This window comes from Acinetobacter higginsii, assembly GCF_000369525.1.
Taxonomy (GTDB): domain Bacteria; phylum Pseudomonadota; class Gammaproteobacteria; order Pseudomonadales; family Moraxellaceae; genus Acinetobacter; species Acinetobacter higginsii.
This window is the reverse complement of the sequence record NZ_KB850072.1, coordinates 46,756-63,134: the sequence shown is the minus strand read 5'-3', so window position 1 is coordinate 63,134 and position 16,379 is coordinate 46,756. Positions and strand designations below refer to the sequence as shown.

19 protein-coding genes are annotated in these 16,379 nt (G+C 38.5%); 5 read left to right on the top strand and 14 right to left on the bottom strand.

Translation table 11 applies throughout. From position 1 onward, the window contains the following. Nucleotides 1–8: 8 nt before the first annotated feature. From F902_RS06305 to F902_RS06270, 9 genes are all read right to left on the bottom strand, one after another. Nucleotides 9–1,151, bottom strand: a complete 1,143-nt coding sequence (locus tag F902_RS06305) for a YqaJ viral recombinase family nuclease (RefSeq protein ID WP_005150509.1) — start codon at nucleotides 1,149–1,151, stop codon at nucleotides 9–11. 123 nt (nucleotides 1,152–1,274) lie between these two features. Beyond that, nucleotides 1,275–1,535 (bottom strand): hypothetical protein, encoded by a 261-nt coding sequence (locus tag F902_RS06300; protein WP_005150507.1) that lies wholly within the window; start codon nucleotides 1,533–1,535, stop codon nucleotides 1,275–1,277. A gap of 212 nt (nucleotides 1,536–1,747) precedes the next feature. Next, complete coding sequence (locus F902_RS06295; protein ID WP_005150506.1) at nucleotides 1,748–2,797, bottom strand: DUF932 domain-containing protein; 1,050 nt, start codon at nucleotides 2,795–2,797, stop codon at nucleotides 1,748–1,750. A gap of 88 nt (nucleotides 2,798–2,885) precedes the next feature. Then, entirely contained in the window at nucleotides 2,886–3,185 is a 300-nt protein-coding gene (locus F902_RS06290; protein WP_005150504.1) for a hypothetical protein, read from the bottom strand. A 139-nt stretch (nucleotides 3,186–3,324) separates the two neighbouring features. After that, nucleotides 3,325–3,687, bottom strand: coding sequence for a hypothetical protein (locus F902_RS06285; RefSeq protein WP_016805083.1), 363 nt, complete (start codon nucleotides 3,685–3,687; stop codon nucleotides 3,325–3,327). A 135-nt stretch (nucleotides 3,688–3,822) separates the two neighbouring features. Next, the gene (locus F902_RS06280) at nucleotides 3,823–4,689 is read right to left on the bottom strand and encodes a hypothetical protein (RefSeq protein ID WP_005150497.1); all 867 of its coding nucleotides are present in this window, start codon (nucleotides 4,687–4,689) and stop codon (nucleotides 3,823–3,825) included. A 34-nt stretch (nucleotides 4,690–4,723) separates the two neighbouring features. Continuing rightward, nucleotides 4,724–4,876 carry a hypothetical protein gene (locus tag F902_RS22615; RefSeq protein ID WP_005150496.1) on the bottom strand — a complete coding sequence of 51 codons (153 nt, stop codon included), beginning with the start codon at nucleotides 4,874–4,876 and terminating at the stop codon, nucleotides 4,724–4,726. Between the two features lie 33 nt (nucleotides 4,877–4,909). Beyond that, complete coding sequence (locus F902_RS06275) at nucleotides 4,910–5,275, bottom strand: hypothetical protein (protein WP_005150493.1); 366 nt, start codon at nucleotides 5,273–5,275, stop codon at nucleotides 4,910–4,912. Beyond that, complete coding sequence (locus F902_RS06270) at nucleotides 5,276–6,400, bottom strand: hypothetical protein (RefSeq protein WP_005150491.1); 1,125 nt, start codon at nucleotides 6,398–6,400, stop codon at nucleotides 5,276–5,278. Nucleotides 6,401–6,937: 537 nt separating this feature from the next. Between F902_RS06270 and F902_RS06260 the strand changes: the two genes are divergently transcribed. Continuing rightward, a complete protein-coding gene (locus tag F902_RS06260; RefSeq protein ID WP_005146015.1) occupies nucleotides 6,938–7,258 on the top strand; it encodes a pyrimidine/purine nucleoside phosphorylase in 321 nt (106 codons plus the stop codon). A 312-nt stretch (nucleotides 7,259–7,570) separates the two neighbouring features. Here F902_RS06260 and F902_RS06255 read toward each other — a convergent pair whose 3' ends face one another. The 4 genes from F902_RS06255 to F902_RS06240 all read right to left on the bottom strand — a co-directional run bounded on the left by F902_RS06255 (nucleotide 7,571) and on the right by F902_RS06240 (nucleotide 12,867). After that, nucleotides 7,571–7,813, bottom strand: coding sequence for an AlpA family phage regulatory protein (locus F902_RS06255; RefSeq protein ID WP_005146011.1), 243 nt, complete (start codon nucleotides 7,811–7,813; stop codon nucleotides 7,571–7,573). A 142-nt stretch (nucleotides 7,814–7,955) separates the two neighbouring features. Continuing rightward, entirely contained in the window at nucleotides 7,956–8,915 is a 960-nt protein-coding gene (locus F902_RS06250; protein ID WP_005202028.1) for a hypothetical protein, read from the bottom strand. Between the two features lie 64 nt (nucleotides 8,916–8,979). After that, nucleotides 8,980–9,906 (bottom strand): inovirus-type Gp2 protein, encoded by a 927-nt coding sequence (locus F902_RS06245; protein ID WP_005150481.1) that lies wholly within the window; start codon nucleotides 9,904–9,906, stop codon nucleotides 8,980–8,982. A gap of 594 nt (nucleotides 9,907–10,500) precedes the next feature. Further along, a complete protein-coding gene (locus F902_RS06240) occupies nucleotides 10,501–12,867 on the bottom strand; it encodes a hypothetical protein (RefSeq protein WP_017402191.1) in 2,367 nt (788 codons plus the stop codon). Between the two features lie 275 nt (nucleotides 12,868–13,142). Between F902_RS06240 and F902_RS06235 the strand changes: the two genes are divergently transcribed. Then, the gene (locus F902_RS06235; RefSeq protein WP_228129549.1) at nucleotides 13,143–13,886 is read left to right on the top strand and encodes a hypothetical protein; all 744 of its coding nucleotides are present in this window, start codon (nucleotides 13,143–13,145) and stop codon (nucleotides 13,884–13,886) included. 260 nt (nucleotides 13,887–14,146) lie between these two features. Here F902_RS06235 and F902_RS06230 read toward each other — a convergent pair whose 3' ends face one another. Continuing rightward, nucleotides 14,147–14,998, bottom strand: coding sequence for a hypothetical protein (locus F902_RS06230; RefSeq protein ID WP_005150475.1), 852 nt, complete (start codon nucleotides 14,996–14,998; stop codon nucleotides 14,147–14,149). Nucleotides 14,999–15,201: 203 nt separating this feature from the next. Between F902_RS06230 and F902_RS06225 the strand changes: the two genes are divergently transcribed. The 3 genes from F902_RS06225 (at nucleotide 15,202) to F902_RS06215 (ending at nucleotide 16,322) form a co-directional block, all read left to right on the top strand. Beyond that, nucleotides 15,202–15,468: a helix-turn-helix transcriptional regulator gene (locus tag F902_RS06225; protein WP_005150474.1), complete on the top strand. Its 267-nt coding sequence runs from the start codon at nucleotides 15,202–15,204 to the stop codon at nucleotides 15,466–15,468. A gap of 343 nt (nucleotides 15,469–15,811) precedes the next feature. Beyond that, entirely contained in the window at nucleotides 15,812–16,075 is a 264-nt protein-coding gene (locus F902_RS06220; RefSeq protein ID WP_004671839.1) for a type II toxin-antitoxin system Phd/YefM family antitoxin, read from the top strand. Next, nucleotides 16,059–16,322, top strand: a complete 264-nt coding sequence (locus F902_RS06215) for a Txe/YoeB family addiction module toxin (RefSeq protein ID WP_005150473.1) — start codon at nucleotides 16,059–16,061, stop codon at nucleotides 16,320–16,322. Before F902_RS06220 ends, F902_RS06215 begins: the two co-directional genes overlap by 17 nt. Nucleotides 16,323–16,379: the final 57 nt, after the last annotated feature.

Below are 16,379 nucleotides of genomic sequence, written 5' to 3'. Positions count from 1 at the left end.
GGTATTCGTTATCCACCATTCGGATAAATCTGAAATCTTCGTGTTCCTGCTTTGGTCTGTGGAAACTGCTGGAGATATTCAGGATGTTGTTTCAGTAAGGATTTACTGTCTAGGCTGATTGAGTCTTGTGATTTCTTCCATGTCACTGATCCCCCTGTAAACACTGCTCGTTCTGCCTCTTTCATCATCATTTGTAATTGATGTTTGAGTTCATCAAAATACTGTTGATGCTGCTCAACCTTATACCTCTCTTCAAGCAACTGATTAAATAGGTAATTGGCTTGTTCATTTTGAGTCAGGTCTTCCACTGTTAATGGAATCTGTTCTGGGTAAAGCTGTTGCAAGGCTTTGGCTGCTGAATCAGAGGCATCTACACTGGGTGGAATACCTGTTTCCACACATTGCCAAAAGTGGCGTTCGGCATTGATAATGTGCTGAATCACGGTTTCATTACGTGTCACTTTATAGATTTTAGTTTCATGCCCACAGATCAAAGCACATATATGTGCTGCCTGTTTTCCTGTCACGGCTAACTGATGTTGCACTTGGCACAGTACATACAGTGGTACGCCATCTCGCCACAGTTTTGAACCGTACTCACCTACTGTTTTACACTCTAATATTTGAACTTCACCATTACCAACCACGGCATAGTCCAAATTGGCAAGCATAAAATGTTTGTCTTCATCAGGGTGTTGCAGTACTGCATTGACTCGACGTACTTTATGGTTAGTGTGCATGCTGTAGTACTGTGCCACCAAAGGCTCAAGCTGCTTGCCCCAGTACAAAGGTGCATAGCCTGCACTTTCGTCTTCAATGTTTTGCTGCATCTGCCCTGTCTTGATCATCCATAATTCCAGCATCGACATATACGGATTAAGTCCACAGGCAGTTGCTGCATCGCTACTGCCAATACCTTGTTTTCTAACCTCTAGCCATTGCTGGTAATTCATCTGCTTGGTATTGGCGAGACGTTTTGCTACTGGAGCTTTAGTTTTTCGTGGCTGCGTATTCAGTCGGTCTCGTTTGGTTCGAGTTCCGACTTCAACCTGTTGAGTCAGTGAGTTTTGGGTGGTTGGATTCAGGTTTGGTGAATACGGCTGTAGCGGTGGATGGTTTAATGTGTTTTGAATTTGAGTATTGCTATTCATTAGAAATATTCCTGTATGGGTAAAATCGTAAAAACTAAATTTTGGGCATAAAAAAACCACATCGCGTGATGTGGTCTTTTCAAATCAATAAAGATTTATCTTAAAAAATCTCAATAGTTGAGCTTAATGACTCGATAAACTATCAAGCAATTCAGGAGTTAAAGTAGTTAAATGTCTTTGAAAACTGTTTAAATCCACGCCTGAAATACTAAAGTGATATTCCAATTCCTGACCATTACTGATGGATTTAGGCTCTGATATATAGCGCCCGAAGATATTAGGTAAACGCAGCTCTAGCTCTTCAGCTAATTTACTATCGTTTACTTGTAACACAAATTCTGTCTCAGAAATTTGCTGGATAAAGAGATTTTTAGAATACTGCATAGTGATTTTAGTTCCTGCTGTCGCTCAGCTATTTCCTTTATGATTGAGCAAAAATTCATTTTTTCAATCAAGAATTGAAAATTATTTCAGCTCAGAACCAAAATCTATGCATAAAAAAAGCCACATCTGGAAATGTGGCAAAGGGTACTGCTGTACTTGTATGGTGTTACCGTATGCTTAGGCTAATGTAGAAGACTTAACTGAAACTGAATTTAGGCAATCATTCGAAGTGCTTGTTCTAAACCGCGCTGTTTGATCGCTGCCCCAGCGCCAAACCATGCAGAATCGAGTCGATGGTCAGTACTCATCGCTCGACGTTCATGGTCAGTGAATTCCGTAATTGCGCACAATAAACCATACGCCGTATCTTTCGCTGAACTCAGTTCAGCACCACGTCCATGCCCGTTAAACATGGTCATGACTTTCGACATCGCACGTCCATTCGGTTCAGTTTTATTGTCGGCTTTGGTTGAGCTTGTTTGATTTGGCATGGCTGCATTGCGATAGAACTGAATAATGCTTTCATCCTGTTCAGCCATACTCAAGTTGGTGTTATTAAACACTGCATCAAAGTAGGCTGCTGCTTCCTGCTGGGTGACTTTACGTTGACTCAGTTGCTTCATTTCATACATATGTTCATCCCACGCACGAACCGAAATACCGAGTTGCTGTTTAACTTTCTCGGCATCGAACTTGGTGCTATGCGGAACTTTAACTACACCTGCACTGGTGTTTTGCCCTTTGAGGGCAATGGCTAGAGTGTTGTTACACACTACTCGAATAGATGTGAATTGAGCTGTCGTTGCCAATGTGCCATCACAGGCTGTTGCCAATAAAATATAGCCATTACTCACATCCTTTCCTTTTAAGGCAGATGTTTGTCCTGTTTTAGCGAGTGCCCAGAATTTCTTCCCACCTTTCAGTACCCCTGCGGTTTCCAGTTCAAAGCCCGATTGTTCAGTCAAGTCTTTGTAGAAGTGTAGGATCTCCATGGGTTGTACTTCCTGAAAGCGCTGACTCACCACTGATAAAGGTTCATGCGTGTCTGAGCGATATAAGACCCGTTGCTCTTGGTACGGCAAGATCAGGCTTTGTTGTTTATGGTTTTCAGCCATATAACTGACATCCGAGGATTCAATCCGCCAGTCCATGCCTGCCTGTTTTGCCCAGACCTCAATCGGTTGGTTTGGTGTGAGTTGATTACCTAAGCCATGCCAAGGGGTTTGTCCTACAAATGCCATGGTTTCAACTAAATGTGCCATAGAAATAATTCCTCTATAAAAGTGAAGTTGTTTAAAAATAAAATTGAGTGAAGTCAGGTTGTATAAATCAATAATTGAGTAATGAAGCTTAAGCAGCTACAGCAAAGTCCTGTCCGCATTGCAGACAGTGATAATGTTGAGCGGATTTATAATGGCGATAGAAATAATGTTGGCTGACCATGATCAGTGTTCCACCGACCACCACCCCAATCAGCCCACCGATATACGGAGGGATACCTGCTTCTTTTGCCAGTTTGATACCCAGTGCAGCCATCGCAGGCGGGGAAAATGCGTCTAGGATTTTTTCAAAATACTGTGGACCATTCGATTGAGATTCTCTAAGAATCACCTGTTCTGAATGGCAATAAGGACAATGTACGGTACTCATCACGAAAGTCCTGTCAGTGGAGGTGAATATTGATTTTGATATCCGAATCTTGAGATTTGCAGGCATAAAAAAACCATGCCCATATTGGGCATGGTCTTTGTCGCGTGTTGGGTAAGTCTATATTTTGGTTTGAGCCTGCTTATTTAAAGCTATAGCTTGCTGCACCTTGATCAGTCTCAATATCAACCTTCACTACAGCATCGTAGGAACATCGCAAGTAAAGCTGTAGGGATTGTCCAATTTGGAAATAGGCAGGCAGCTTGATTGGATCATTGTATCTGCCTGTATAACTACAGCGCCCATTGTTTACATCGACCTTGTTTAGTGTGATTGGCTCAGAGTCCAGTGAACGTAAGGTTAGAATCACATAGGTACGGTCATACAATCCTCCTTGGCTGTATTCCGTATTGAGGTTGACTTCCATACGATCGGGGTTAAAACCTGAACCACATCCAGTCAGCATCAGCGGCAGGGTAATTAATGTAGGTAGTATCAATTTCATTAATCGTTTCACAATTATTTTTCCTTTATTCGGTTTACCTTCTTGAATGTTAAAACAGCACCAAGTCAGCTTGTGTCTTGGCTGGGTGCTGGGTCTTCACATAGGTAATATGTATTTGAAATTTCTTTATTCTGATTAAGTATTCCCTGCTATAAATGCTGGGAATTGTGCAAGAATGCTTGTAGCAGTTGCTTGATCAACATTTAAAGCGGTACTGATCTGAAAGAAATGGTCCCGTGCTGTTTCAATTTCAAAGTTCCTTTTTTCCATCAACACTAGCACTTCCTCAAGCAGGCTGTGACATAGTTGGGGTGGCAGGCTGTTTTGAATCGCAGTGACTTCATCAAGGAGGTCAAAAAAATCAAACTGCTGATCTTGTTGCATCAACTGTTCTAGAAATGCCTGATCCACTGGATTAACAAATTCACGGTCAAATAACTGTTGCATCAATGCCCTCACCTGATTGCTCCACTCACCTCTCCACCCCAGTAATAAATAAGCATACAGTTTGATGATCGGTTGTAGGTTTGGGATCGTTGTGGGTTGGCTTTGTTGCTGTATGGATGCTGATGACAATGAGTCAGTCTGTGTTTTATGAAGCGCACAATATTGGTTTAGGAAATCTGCCAATAGCCGTAGCCCAGCTTTCTCAGGCTGAGCCAAGGTCACTTTAACTGTGCCATTGATCACTAACTGTTTACTAAGCATCCCCATCGAATAACCCACCGAAGTGATTGCTTTCATTGGATAGGTATTTGCATTGGCAAAGGCTTCCCTGAAATAGATCCCTTGCGTCGTCAGACACAATCCATTCTTGCCATGACCAAATACCGTTTCATCCACCAAGATCAATACCTGTTCAGTTTTGGTTTGGGGAGGCAAATAACTCATTGCTCCCAGAATCTTATTCATGGGAATTTGGGGTGCTAAGAAAATAGCAGGATCAGCCTGTAATAAATCCAACTGCGGAAACTGTTGTTTAAATTGATTAAAGTCCATCATTATTTTTTCACTCTTGGGCAAGTTAAGGCTTTAATCAAAAAATAAATTTCAATAATTGGAACGGCCACATCAGGGCACGACCCAATAGATAGGCTGCAAGTGGACCACTGTCCTCAATACGCCATAGCAGACTGAACCAATACAACACAGCGATACTTAGGTAAGGGATTACAAATTCTTTTTTCATGTTTAGTTATTCTCTTCATCTTTGTGATCGTGCTTAGTTCGATGCAACCAATTGCCAGCCTGTCTCTGAATCATAAGGACGTAAATCAATGACCTGATTTTTGAGGAAGGATTGCTTATATTCATCATCAAAGCGTTCAACCGTGATCTGACAGCGATAGATGTCGTACTTGGCACTGGTGCCTTCTTGACCTGCAAATAAATTGCCGACTTGACATTGCTGTAACTTGATCTGGATCACTGAAGCATCTTGAGCATGTAATAACTGAAGTACAGCATCTGCTTTGGGAAGTTCCGTTGGCATGTCCTTACTGCCACATCCATACAAGCTACCGAGTAACAACAGACCACACAGGAGTTGGATATTTCGAACGGATTTATTTTTAAAGATCTCTAACATTTACAGTGTCCCCTCGATATCACTTGACCCTGCATTGAGGTTAAGCTGGGTGATTTCTTCCTCAGTTGGTGGTCTGACTTCTAATTCAGGTTCAGCTTGCTGCTGTTCAGGATTACGGTAATGCTTAAGCCCAAACTGGAAGGACAACTTTTGTTTGAGTGAGTATGGTTGTTCTGAATTGAGATTCTTGTTGGACTCATCTGCATTCAATGGTCGGGTGGTCAAATACAGTTGTGACGGATTAATCGTTGCAAGGCGTAGATAGCGATCATTGTTGTTGTGCTGATAGAGGATGGCTTGTTCTAAAACCAATTGCCCTTGCTGCATACTCAAAATAAAACCGAGATAGTTTCGCTTATCTCGTTCATCACGTAGATTGCCTAGGATAATTTCAGCATTTTTGGGTGATGCACTAAATACTAGATTGAGCTTGGATACAGTCGAATCGTAGTAGCCCGCAGCATTGGTGCTCGATGCCTGTATATGCATGACTTGCCGATCCGCATCATACTGAGCTGAGTCTTCACTAGATGGACTAAGTACATTGATCGCAATTGGGTAAGCCAAATAATTTAAGGCATCCTCCAATCGTCCAAGGTCAACATTGAGATTGGCTGTGGCTTTTTTTAAAGTGGCTTGTTCTGCCTGAATCCGTTGCTGGTATTGCTCCGTAGTTTCAAATTCGCCTTTGCTCTCTCCTGTAACTGGGGTCTTCAGCATTCGTGCATGGTTAATCACCAGATCATTAGCACTGGCAAATAGGTCATTCTTTGGAAATTCCAGTAAGGATTGCTGACTTGGTTTTTCTATCCCTAAGACCAAAATTTGATTCGGCTTGAGTTGCAGTTTTTCTCGGAATTGTAGCAATGCAGATCGATTGCCTGATTGGGCATGCAGATAGTCACGGAAGCCTGAGACATCTGCTTCGGGCAGTTGTTGTTGATTTAAGAAAGGTTGTAATGCTTTAGCTTCGACCAGAACAGGTCGATGTGTTGGTTCAAGTCGTTGGCTGAGTGCTACATTTTCGTCAGGGCTTAAAACTTCAGTGGAAGAATTTTTATTTCCACAGCCGATCAGTAAAAATGATCCGAGCACACAGACAAACAGAGGATGGACATCCTTCATTTGTTTACCCCAGATAAAATTATTGTTTTATGTATGCTGTTATTGGTTTAGTGATGACAAAGCCGTACACAGCACTGAGGTAAAAATAGAATGATAATTTAAGAATGTAGTGCACATGGTCGACTCCGTTATCAACTTGGAGTTCTGCCCAAAATACAAAGATTATGGTGGCAGAACGAGAAAGGGTTGACGGACTGGGTAAGACTCCAGCACACCCGAAGGTGTCCCTCTCTCGCCCTACCGCAACGAGAGAAGGACGAGAAGTACACACAAAGTCAGCCCTCAGAAGGGAAAACTCTGATGTCGTCTTACAAAACGGTCCGTCAAAACCGACTGACAATGTAGGTCAGCAAGCAAAGGATAATCAGCGAAGTAAAGGGTGTCAATACGTTTAGCTGTTTATAGCTTATTCGACACGCCATAATGTAAGTGAATCAACCATGATCTAGTCAGAATTTATCAATCATTAAATCCTTGAGAATTTTTAGTATAATTTATTAATATAGTCTCAATACATTAAATATTAGGAACCAGCCTATGTCAGAGCAATTTGATTTTATTTCAATAAAAAAGAAAGCCAATGTTCATTTTAATGGCGCATCGATCAGCCATGCTATTGTATTAAAAGACGGAACTAAAAAAACTTTAGGTGTAATTCTTCCATCTGAGGAACCACTAACTTTTAAGACTCATCTAGCCGAACGTATGGAAATTATCTCTGGGGAATGTAGTGTGCAAATTGGTCATGTGCCTGACATAAAAATCTTTAAATCTGGTGAGTCGTTTCAAATCCCAGCCCATAGCCAATTTAAGATTCATACAAGTGAAGTCGTAGATTATATTTGTCATTTTGAATAACAAATAAACTTAATATACCCAAAATCATAGTGTTCTATTCTGATATATAATTTACCAGTAGTAAACTTGACGGAGATAAATGTTGCGACCCAAATGTATTCGTGGTCCAAAGTATAGGCAAGAATATTCTCATCCATATAACGAATTCACCTTTCGTGATCAATAAAAAGATGAACAGCCCCGTTTCTGTAAACAAATCTTAGATTTTACCCCACCTCAAGCATTCTTCATTGCTGAATAAATTTTTCCTTATTTTGCTTACGCGCTTGTATTACAACTGATGGGGCAACAATCTTAATTCATAGCTTTTATTCAATTAGTACTGATTCCACGTTCACTGATCTTTTTATCAATCCACGTATTCACTTCATGCGCAACCCAACCAACTCGATTGCTCGTTAAATTAATCTGCTGCGGAAAACTGGCTTCGTAATATTTTGATTTGGGGTCTAGAAGTGAATAAATTATGGCACGACTCAGCCCTGTGATTTCAACTAGTTGCCTGATGTTTAAAATTTGATTGATCTGAAATGTTTGTGAATTTAACGCGTTCATCTGATGTACTCAGATGTGGTATGAAGGCGTGCTTTCTGCACATATCATGTCCATCACCGTAAAAAAATATATGCCCTCAAACTCCTCTGTATCTAATCAAATAGATACAGAGGTCAATTGTTTTACATTTGATTTGATTCAATCACCATTTTTTGCCATGAAAGGCTTTAAACCCACGTGTTAGGATACAAATCTTATTCATCTTTTCAGATACACTAGAAGCAACTTCAGGCACATTATCTAAATCATCTAATGGGTCCTGTGGCTCAGGAAATGCCAGAACGTCATCACGACCCAAACCAAAAGGATTACCTAATGGCTGCTTAGATCGCTCCTCATCTACAATCAACAATGTTCCTAATCCATCAGTTGCTTCCTGCCATAATCGCAGTATCAAAGCTGAATAATTCGTATCGATAGAATAAAAAACTTTTTGAAAGGTTAAATAAAAACGAATCACATAACAGTTTCTGTAGCCATCACGAATTAAGTGATAGTAAGTAAATATGACTTGGCCTCTAAACCAAGGTTGGCATTTCAAGTTTTTTTCAAATTTTCGAAAGGATTTAATCACCCAATCAATCGATTGCAGTTGCTCTGTCCCTGAAGGAAAGCTCAGATAAAACTTAATATCTGGTGCATCTACACTTGTCTTGCTCACCCCAATATAAGAATCTCGAATTTGATTGATATGCTTCTCATATTGCTCATTGCACTGATGTAAAAACTCAATAAAGCCCGTCGTCCAAAATAGTGTCTTGAGTTTTTCAAGAATCTGCTCAATCATCCATTTCTTAGTATACGTCGTATCTGGTACAAAGTAACGCGCATACGGATTTACTTCTGATAACACACAATAATAAGCATTTCGAAATAGAGTAATCCAAAAGCCAAGCTCAGCATCTCGATGCGAATACATCAAAAAATTCCAATCGCCAAAATAATCTAAAAAAACCTGTGACCATTCCTGTTTCAGATTCTTTTCATTTTCAACATCGCTTTTCTTGGGACCTGAAGCCCCATAGCGTGCCTGAGTAAAAAAGTCATGCACATCTTTCTCTAGGCGTGGTGCTGTTTGGTGTTCAATGTGTGTAATATCCATGGAAGTCGTTCTACAAGGTTGTGGATTTCATAGAACTGCTCCATCCATATTTTTTTACAGGCACTTAATCGGATATGAGTTGATAGTTACGCCCATGCACTCGGTAAATGCCTTTAAAGAATGTTCTTTTATTAATCGGTTTAACTAACATCTGTTGTAGATACTTTTCTGGGTTGGTTAAGTATCTGGCAACATTCAAAGCATTTTGAAGCTCTTTTGGATGCTTACGGTGAATCAAACCAATACCCAGTAAGCCTTTATTGGCAAACTGCTCCTTGTTTTCTTTAGTATTACCATTCCTCCCATAACCCCAACCATGGGTAATAGTCTGCCACTTTTGTAAGACCTGATCCCCTAGAAACCAATCCTGACAACGTTCTGAACCGTTGTAGACCAACATCAGATGCGCATGATAGCCCTTTGTATAACACCCTTGCTCTAAAGCTAAACCATAACCCAATATATGCTTAAAACAGCCATTCTTATCTTTTAGGTACTTGCATAGAAACTGAATATGGAGATAGAAGTCATGAACTGTGACATTCGACATAAATTTCTTTAAATAACCTAAATCCACACGGACAATCAGAACTTGATAATGATCTTGAATCATTTGCTGAACATAAGTCAAAAAGCTGATTTGATTATCTGATTCCTGCTGCCTGAATAAGCGAATCTCATCTAGAATCAGACTACGGTAATCTCTCAAACTTCGCATTAACTTTACTACCTCAACAGAAGATAGCCGTAGCAAGTAATCCTCTAGACATAGAGTCCCTCTTAGTGCTTCAATGGCTTGAGTCATATCTTTAAAAGCCTGAATGGATGCACTGTACTCAATGCCGTCTTGATCAAAGATCTGAAATGCAGGAATCAGTGAGCAAAGATGCGTGATAAAGGAAGATTGATTTAGCTCCAGATTCAGCACCCAGTCAACAAAGCCATGTACGGCTGTCATGACGCCAGCTTGATGAGATAAGTCATATTGCATTGAGATGCTCCTTCGTTATGTTTGGTACATAACTAAGGAGACAACATTATTTTTTTATGTATGAAGATACCTATATGGCGAATCCTACACCAAGATTCAGATCGATCTCAGGACTGATAGCTATAAGTTGCATTTAGGGATTGTAGCACATTGATTGACTATATCAAGATTCAGTAGACATCACTATTAAGTCTCTAATATCAATTGATTATTTCACTATGAGTATCTTAGTGAAGTATTTATGATTGAATATTGAATATTAATTAATATTAAGTATTTAATTAATAATATTATTTACCGACTTATCACAAGACTCAGTAGTTGCAAAATCAATCGATTCATAGGTCTATCCAATTTCCCCCACCCTACAAATCCTGTATTTTTAGAAAAAATCTCATTTACGAGAGTTAAGGCAGAAATTAGTTTTTATTGCAAACCTAAGTCGTGTCACGTTCTACAGCTTGTTAGACTATAAATCCGATTACCATGATCCCCCTTCCACAAACAGGTTCACTTAACCACAAATCCTGTTGGCAGGTCCGCCTTTGAAATTAATGAGTGGATGAAACTAAACTTGCTCAACGCTAAGGCCAACTATTTTTTAAGTATCACACCTTTAATAAAAGCTTTAGGAACTGTCTGACTAAACCGAGCGTGGAATACATCCCGATAAGCGAAATAGGGTATGACATGCTCAATGACTCTTTTTTTCATTTTACGATCATGTGCTTCAAGACAGACATGATACGTACTCTGAGTCTTATCTTCTGTATTCAATCCATCAACCGAACACATTAATATTTTCGGTTTAATGGAGCCATAGTACTTTATATCTTCTGCATCTTGCAGCTTTAAAGTCTGAGCAGCTTTAGTATCAAGAAAGTTGTTCCAGCGCTGATCTAGATCATAGACTAGAGTTTGTAATTGCGCCTGACAACGATCATTAAAAAACAATACGACATCTATTGTAAATTCTGAAGCGATCGGCCAGTTCTTCTCTTGCCAAATACCTACGTAGCCACGCAACCAATAACAAGGTTTCGCTCGCTTTGCTAAGCGCATGAATTCAGTAAATAATTTTGATAGCTCAGACTGTTTCAAACACCCCTTTGATGAATTCGCATTGACAGTAATACGATAAGCCCAACAATTGTGCTCTAATACGCTATTCAAGTATTCTCGTGTATCTGTATACCTCCGTACACCTTGAGCATAATGCTTTTCCAGAAGTTCACGTTTATTTACTTCTAGTCTTTGTTGTTCAAGAAAATAATTCCTTACAGCTTGGAGGTTTGTATTTAACTGGCCTAACACAACAGAGTCGACAGGCTGATTGAATATAAATCCTGTAAAAATCTGCTGAAAACCAATCCACAAGTTCAAATTGTCTTCATGCCCAAACCACCATGTACGTAAACCGTAATTTTGAATTAAATGATCAATCTGCCTAAAAAAATTAAAATCACTTGCAACCTGCTTCACAAGCGATAAATACTGCTGACCAAGCTGTGTAGCGGATTCTTGCATATCTTTAGCATTCAAAAAGTAGGTCTGATGCGCTGATCTCACCTCATTAAAGACGGGTTGTTGATTATTTAACAAAGTCTCAATAAATACTTCAATTTGGAACAACCACTCACCATACTGTTTTGAAATACCTTGTTCAGCACAAAATTCTTTGTAGTAAATCTGGCTAACGAGCAGACGATCAGCTACGCGCTTCGCAAGATGTTTAACATCCCAGATACCTTTGAGTACTTTGCATTCCTGCAATACCTGTGCAAAATTTTTAGGTGGAGGGCTTATCTTGGATGACACAGCCTGCTTCTTTATCTTTGGCTGTTGCCCACTCGGATGCATATAAACCTTATTCACCTCAAGAGATTTTTCAGGATGTATAAGCTTTGCTATTGAATCCATTTTAAAAAAATAGCTGAGTACCCAATACTTAAATTGTTCAATCCGAACAGGCGTATTTATTCCGACAGAACCAACAGCATGTTTCTTACCATGTGTTCGTACAAACTCATTTCCATTAACGACATCAATCGCAGTATAGTGACTAAAATTATTCCTCAATAATGCTTGTAGACGAGTAACAATCACTTCTTCCTGATCAATGCTATAACTTCTTAGTATAAAAACACATGAAAGCTTTAAACCATTTTGATAATCATGTCCAAGCTTGGTATATGCTCGCAGCCAACCAGGGATCATCTTAAAAATTGTATTCTGTATCTCAGCCCGATCTCTAAGTACTTTTTCAATCAATTGCACTAACGGTTCATTCTCAGTTTGACTCACTATACGCAAGAAACGAACATCAATCACCAAGATATACACTTCCTGATGTATTGATAAAAGCGTATCAAAATGTGCGAAAGCATGATTGATCTCGTCTACAACCTGCTGAGTCTGCTTATTAGTTTCTTCGATATATAATGGATTTTTCTGCAACTCAGAAAAAAAATTCATCAATCTCCATGCTTTTTGATAATGGAATTTTGAAGGTGACCATTGTTGCTTTCGTTCCTGCAAACCACCAGAACCCGACAGAACCTGTTCAATACAAGCAGTATTATTTGGTAGCTTAACTGCATCTTCTTCTAAAAACTTTTGATAATAAACCCAATTTAACCCAAGCCCAAGATAAGTCATATCGAACATTTTGCGCTCAAATTGAAGGGCTTTAAAATAAACAAGGAATGAAGGGTCAAATTCAGCATGCCCAGTCACACTAATTCTCAACTGAGTCGCCCGAGGTAAACTTCCAGACTTCAAATCATCTACAAACTTATCGATTGCCCGAATAACCTGAACAGATTCTTTATATAAACAAGCAGGTTGGTACTCCTGATCTTCCTTCACGGAGCGATCTAAGGCTTGCCAGATATAAGGAACTTGATTAAAAAATAAATCAAATAGATCTTTATCTTTAATTATTAGCTTATAATTATCCATTAACATACCCAAAACCAGTAAATATCCTTTATATTAGCTGGATCGAGTCGAACTAAACAATAAATTCCATCCCATTAATCACAGTTATTTTCACTATTATTCACATCAAATTTTACCATCATTAACAATGAATAAAAACATTATGCACTGTGAGTAATATAACTACATCTTTTTAAATCTCTAATTCACTTAAAGAGTTAATTTAATTATGGCAAATCGGTCAATTTTTTTATAAAATTATGTCTAATTATACTTATTTTAGACATAATTTAATCATGAAAGAAGTGACTGTTATTGAACTGAGCGAACTGACAGGTCTCTCTAGATCAAAAATCTACTATCTCAATAAAAAAGGTAAATTAATGATTTTAAATGGTAAAATAAATTATGAAGATGCGCTACAAGTTATCACTTCATTAGTAATTAAGAAAACGAAGATAAACAATCAAGAAAATTTTAGACATATATTAAACATGATGCATTTGCAAAATATCACCTTACAGAAACAGCTAGATTTAGCTTATGAGCGTGAAAAAACCTATTTGGCAGAACTTGCAAGCTATCGGCAGAGTTTACGCCTGAAACCATCTCTCACCCCATTTATAGATGAGAATAATTCACAAGTAGAACTAGAAAATGATTTAGACAATATTGATAAAAATTGTCTAAACGGAATGCCGCCCGAGAGCGAAAATCATACCCCGACAGAATCGTGTCAAAGCATCAATGAAGAAATACAATCTACAAATGAGATTAGTCTCCACGTCCTCCCTACAGCCCCCCGTCAAAATGAAATGACCTTATCCGAGACAGAACGTGGAAAGACTGCATCTACAGAACAAAAAAAAGAAGCTATTGAACAAAAAGACGATGCTCTTGGCATGCAATCACCTACCCAAGGCCAAACAGGTCAACGAACTCTATATACACGCACAAAAGCCACAACCAAAGTAGACCCAGAAAAATTAAGAAGAGGTCTGATCATAGAACGCCGCCCACCCTCACCTAAAAAAACATAAAGAGTATTAGCAGTAAAAACAGGATTAAGAATCATGGGAACCAATCTATAGGAATCATCACCCACCATTTATTTAAATATGACCTCGCTTACATTGAACTGCTTAACTAATGTAAGTGTTGAATAAGTAAATTCCTAGTCTCTATCGGCTGCTAAGGGTAACTTAAATTCTGTAATATCCATCGTAATTCATCTACTAAATCAGCACCATCGATTGGCCTAAACGTTTATTCGTCACCACCCCATTACCAACACTCCTCCCTATTTGGAATCTTTTTCAATAATCTCTGCAAGCAGCTCTGGGCAGTTCCGTACATGATTAAGAAGTGTCTGTTCTTGATCATTCGAGTTAAAAGCCATTTTTTTCTTCAAAATATCTGCAACATTATGGGCGTTTAAAGCTCGTATAAATTCTCTGTTTTCTTCTTCCAGACTTTTAATGTAGCTAATATAGGTTCGATCCTGAATTTTGATATCACAAGATCCCTCATATCGTTTTTTATTATTTTCTAAAGCATCCTGTAATTCTGCAATTTTGCCGGTATTTTCTGCTATACGATTTTTAATCCAATTTTGATCAAAAGCTTTAAGCTCTTTTTCCAGTGTCGGATAAACATCATTAATTGCAGCCGTAACAGATTTCCAGCGTCCTTTTATTTTTGCAGTTTCTCGTAATACCCTATAAATGATCTCTCGCTTTTCATAGAGATTACCTTCATAGCGCTTTTTCACATTCTTTATACCATTGATTCGGCGTTGTAACTTAGGATGCTGAAAAACATGCTGATCAAAATCAAGTGCTAGGTATGCATAAAGTATTGGTTTATAGCCAGCAACACTATGTTTATTTTTTTGCTTATCATTAGCCCCCAATAATTCTTCTTTTAATTGAGCAATACGATCTAATAACTGATTCAGCCCATAAAACTGTGAAAGTTGAGCTTCTCCTTTGAGTGCAATCTCATCAGCCATACATTTTTTTATAAACTCAATTTCGTCAGAGGCAAATTCCCTCTGCTCTTTCAAAGCCCTTACACCACCTGCATGGTAAAGGTAACAATTAAGCATTTCCACCTCTAGAATATTGATGTCTTCATTAGTAACTTTCATCATGCTCAAAATAAAAATATTATAATAATTATAAATTTAACACATATTCTAGTATAATATTTTATTATCTTTGTAGTATGCTAAAAAAAAACTCACTGAGTCACTACCATCAGGTCATGGACAGTCATTAAGTCGGCATCACACGAAAAGTCTGATGAAATTGAATTGATGATTGAGTAGAATTTGGCTTAATGGAAACCAGTAAAATGTTAGAGTTACGCTATCGTGTAAAAGATTTAGTGAACTACCCTGAACGCCCAGCAAAGGACTATGTGGATCGTAGTGGTCGTAGACGGAGAGTTTCACACAAGCCTGCCAGCAAAGGTTTGTTGAATATCGCAGAATCTACTTTTTGGAAGATGATTCGTCGTGGTGATTTTCCTGAACCGACATACTTGACCACAAGTATGCCAACATGGACTGAAAGCCAAATCAATGCTTGGCTTGAGCAGAAAGTACTTCAAGCGGCATAAAAGGAAACAGCCTGTCGATGACAGGCTGTTTTTCTTATACTTTCACATTATGTACAAAATATTGTCTGTACAGAATATTGACACTTAAATTAAAGAGACTTATAGTTAGTATGCTTAGTCGCAATTGTAAGAGTAATAAGCTAACTAGTGTCTATCTAAGTATCTAAATTTAATGCCCAAAATTGAATGACGAAAATACAGCCAGCCATAGTGTCCAAATGTAATGATCAATGTATCTAAAGAAGTGACCAAAAATAGTGTTAAATGAAATGTCAAAATATAGTGGCGAATGAATATCGTAATTAATGACTTGTAATGCTTGAGTAATAGGAAAATTAAGACTATGCAAATTTTCACTTATACCGATGCTCGCAATAATCTGAAAACGGTTTTAGACCGTGTTATTGATGATTCAGATGTTGCAGTAATTACGAGGAAAGAAGGTCAACATGCAGTTGTAATGGGCCAAGACTATTACAACAGTATAATGGAAACATTGTACCTCATGTCTTCTCCAAGTAACGCAGCACACCTAGCGAAATCAATTGCAGAATTACGGGCATCTAAAGCAATCGAAAGAGAACTTTTAGATGAAACGGAAGACTAGTTTTACTCCAACAGCTTGGGAGGATTATGTGTACTGGCAAAGCCAAGACAAAAAAACTCTTAAGCGTATCAATACACTAATCAAAGAGTGTCTTCGTACTCCCTTTGAAGGTATTGGCAAGCCTGAACCATTACTCGGTGATTTAGCGGGGTTTTGGAGCAGACGAATAGATGAAAAAAATAGATTAGTCTATGAAGTAAGTGATGTAGCGATAACTATCATTTCTTGTCGTTATCACTACGAATAAAAGAGAAGCCCTAACTTAGCATTGGGGCTTCTTTACATAAATCATTTACTATATAGC

Excerpts from the sequence above, each read along its gene's own strand:
- F902_RS06255 (WP_005146011.1), bottom strand. The coding sequence starts at position 7,813 with ATGAACGCGTTAAATTCACAAACATTTCAGATCAATCAAATTTTAAAC.
- F902_RS06270 (WP_005150491.1), bottom strand. The coding sequence starts at position 6,400 with ATGAAGGATGTCCATCCTCTGTTTGTCTGTGTGCTCGGATCATTTTTA.
- F902_RS06250 (WP_005202028.1), bottom strand. The coding sequence starts at position 8,915 with ATGGATATTACACACATTGAACACCAAACAGCACCACGCCTAGAGAAA.
- F902_RS06260 (WP_005146015.1), top strand. The coding sequence starts at position 6,938 with ATGTCAGAGCAATTTGATTTTATTTCAATAAAAAAGAAAGCCAATGTT.
- F902_RS06240 (WP_017402191.1), bottom strand. The coding sequence starts at position 12,867 with ATGGATAATTATAAGCTAATAATTAAAGATAAAGATCTATTTGATTTA.
- F902_RS06245 (WP_005150481.1), bottom strand. The coding sequence starts at position 9,906 with ATGCAATATGACTTATCTCATCAAGCTGGCGTCATGACAGCCGTACAT.
- F902_RS06300 (WP_005150507.1), bottom strand. The coding sequence starts at position 1,535 with ATGCAGTATTCTAAAAATCTCTTTATCCAGCAAATTTCTGAGACAGAA.
- F902_RS06225 (WP_005150474.1), top strand. The coding sequence starts at position 15,202 with ATGTTAGAGTTACGCTATCGTGTAAAAGATTTAGTGAACTACCCTGAA.
- F902_RS06305 (WP_005150509.1), bottom strand. The coding sequence starts at position 1,151 with ATGAATAGCAATACTCAAATTCAAAACACATTAAACCATCCACCGCTA.
- F902_RS06220 (WP_004671839.1), top strand. The coding sequence starts at position 15,812 with ATGCAAATTTTCACTTATACCGATGCTCGCAATAATCTGAAAACGGTT.
- F902_RS06215 (WP_005150473.1), top strand. The coding sequence starts at position 16,059 with ATGAAACGGAAGACTAGTTTTACTCCAACAGCTTGGGAGGATTATGTG.
- F902_RS06280 (WP_005150497.1), bottom strand. The coding sequence starts at position 4,689 with ATGATGGACTTTAATCAATTTAAACAACAGTTTCCGCAGTTGGATTTA.
- F902_RS06235 (WP_228129549.1), top strand. The coding sequence starts at position 13,143 with ATGAAAGAAGTGACTGTTATTGAACTGAGCGAACTGACAGGTCTCTCT.
- F902_RS06290 (WP_005150504.1), bottom strand. The coding sequence starts at position 3,185 with ATGAGTACCGTACATTGTCCTTATTGCCATTCAGAACAGGTGATTCTT.
- F902_RS06275 (WP_005150493.1), bottom strand. The coding sequence starts at position 5,275 with ATGTTAGAGATCTTTAAAAATAAATCCGTTCGAAATATCCAACTCCTG.
- F902_RS06295 (WP_005150506.1), bottom strand. The coding sequence starts at position 2,797 with ATGGCACATTTAGTTGAAACCATGGCATTTGTAGGACAAACCCCTTGG.
- F902_RS06285 (WP_016805083.1), bottom strand. The coding sequence starts at position 3,687 with ATGAAATTGATACTACCTACATTAATTACCCTGCCGCTGATGCTGACT.
- F902_RS22615 (WP_005150496.1), bottom strand. The coding sequence starts at position 4,876 with ATGAAAAAAGAATTTGTAATCCCTTACCTAAGTATCGCTGTGTTGTAT.
- F902_RS06230 (WP_005150475.1), bottom strand. The coding sequence starts at position 14,998 with ATGATGAAAGTTACTAATGAAGACATCAATATTCTAGAGGTGGAAATG.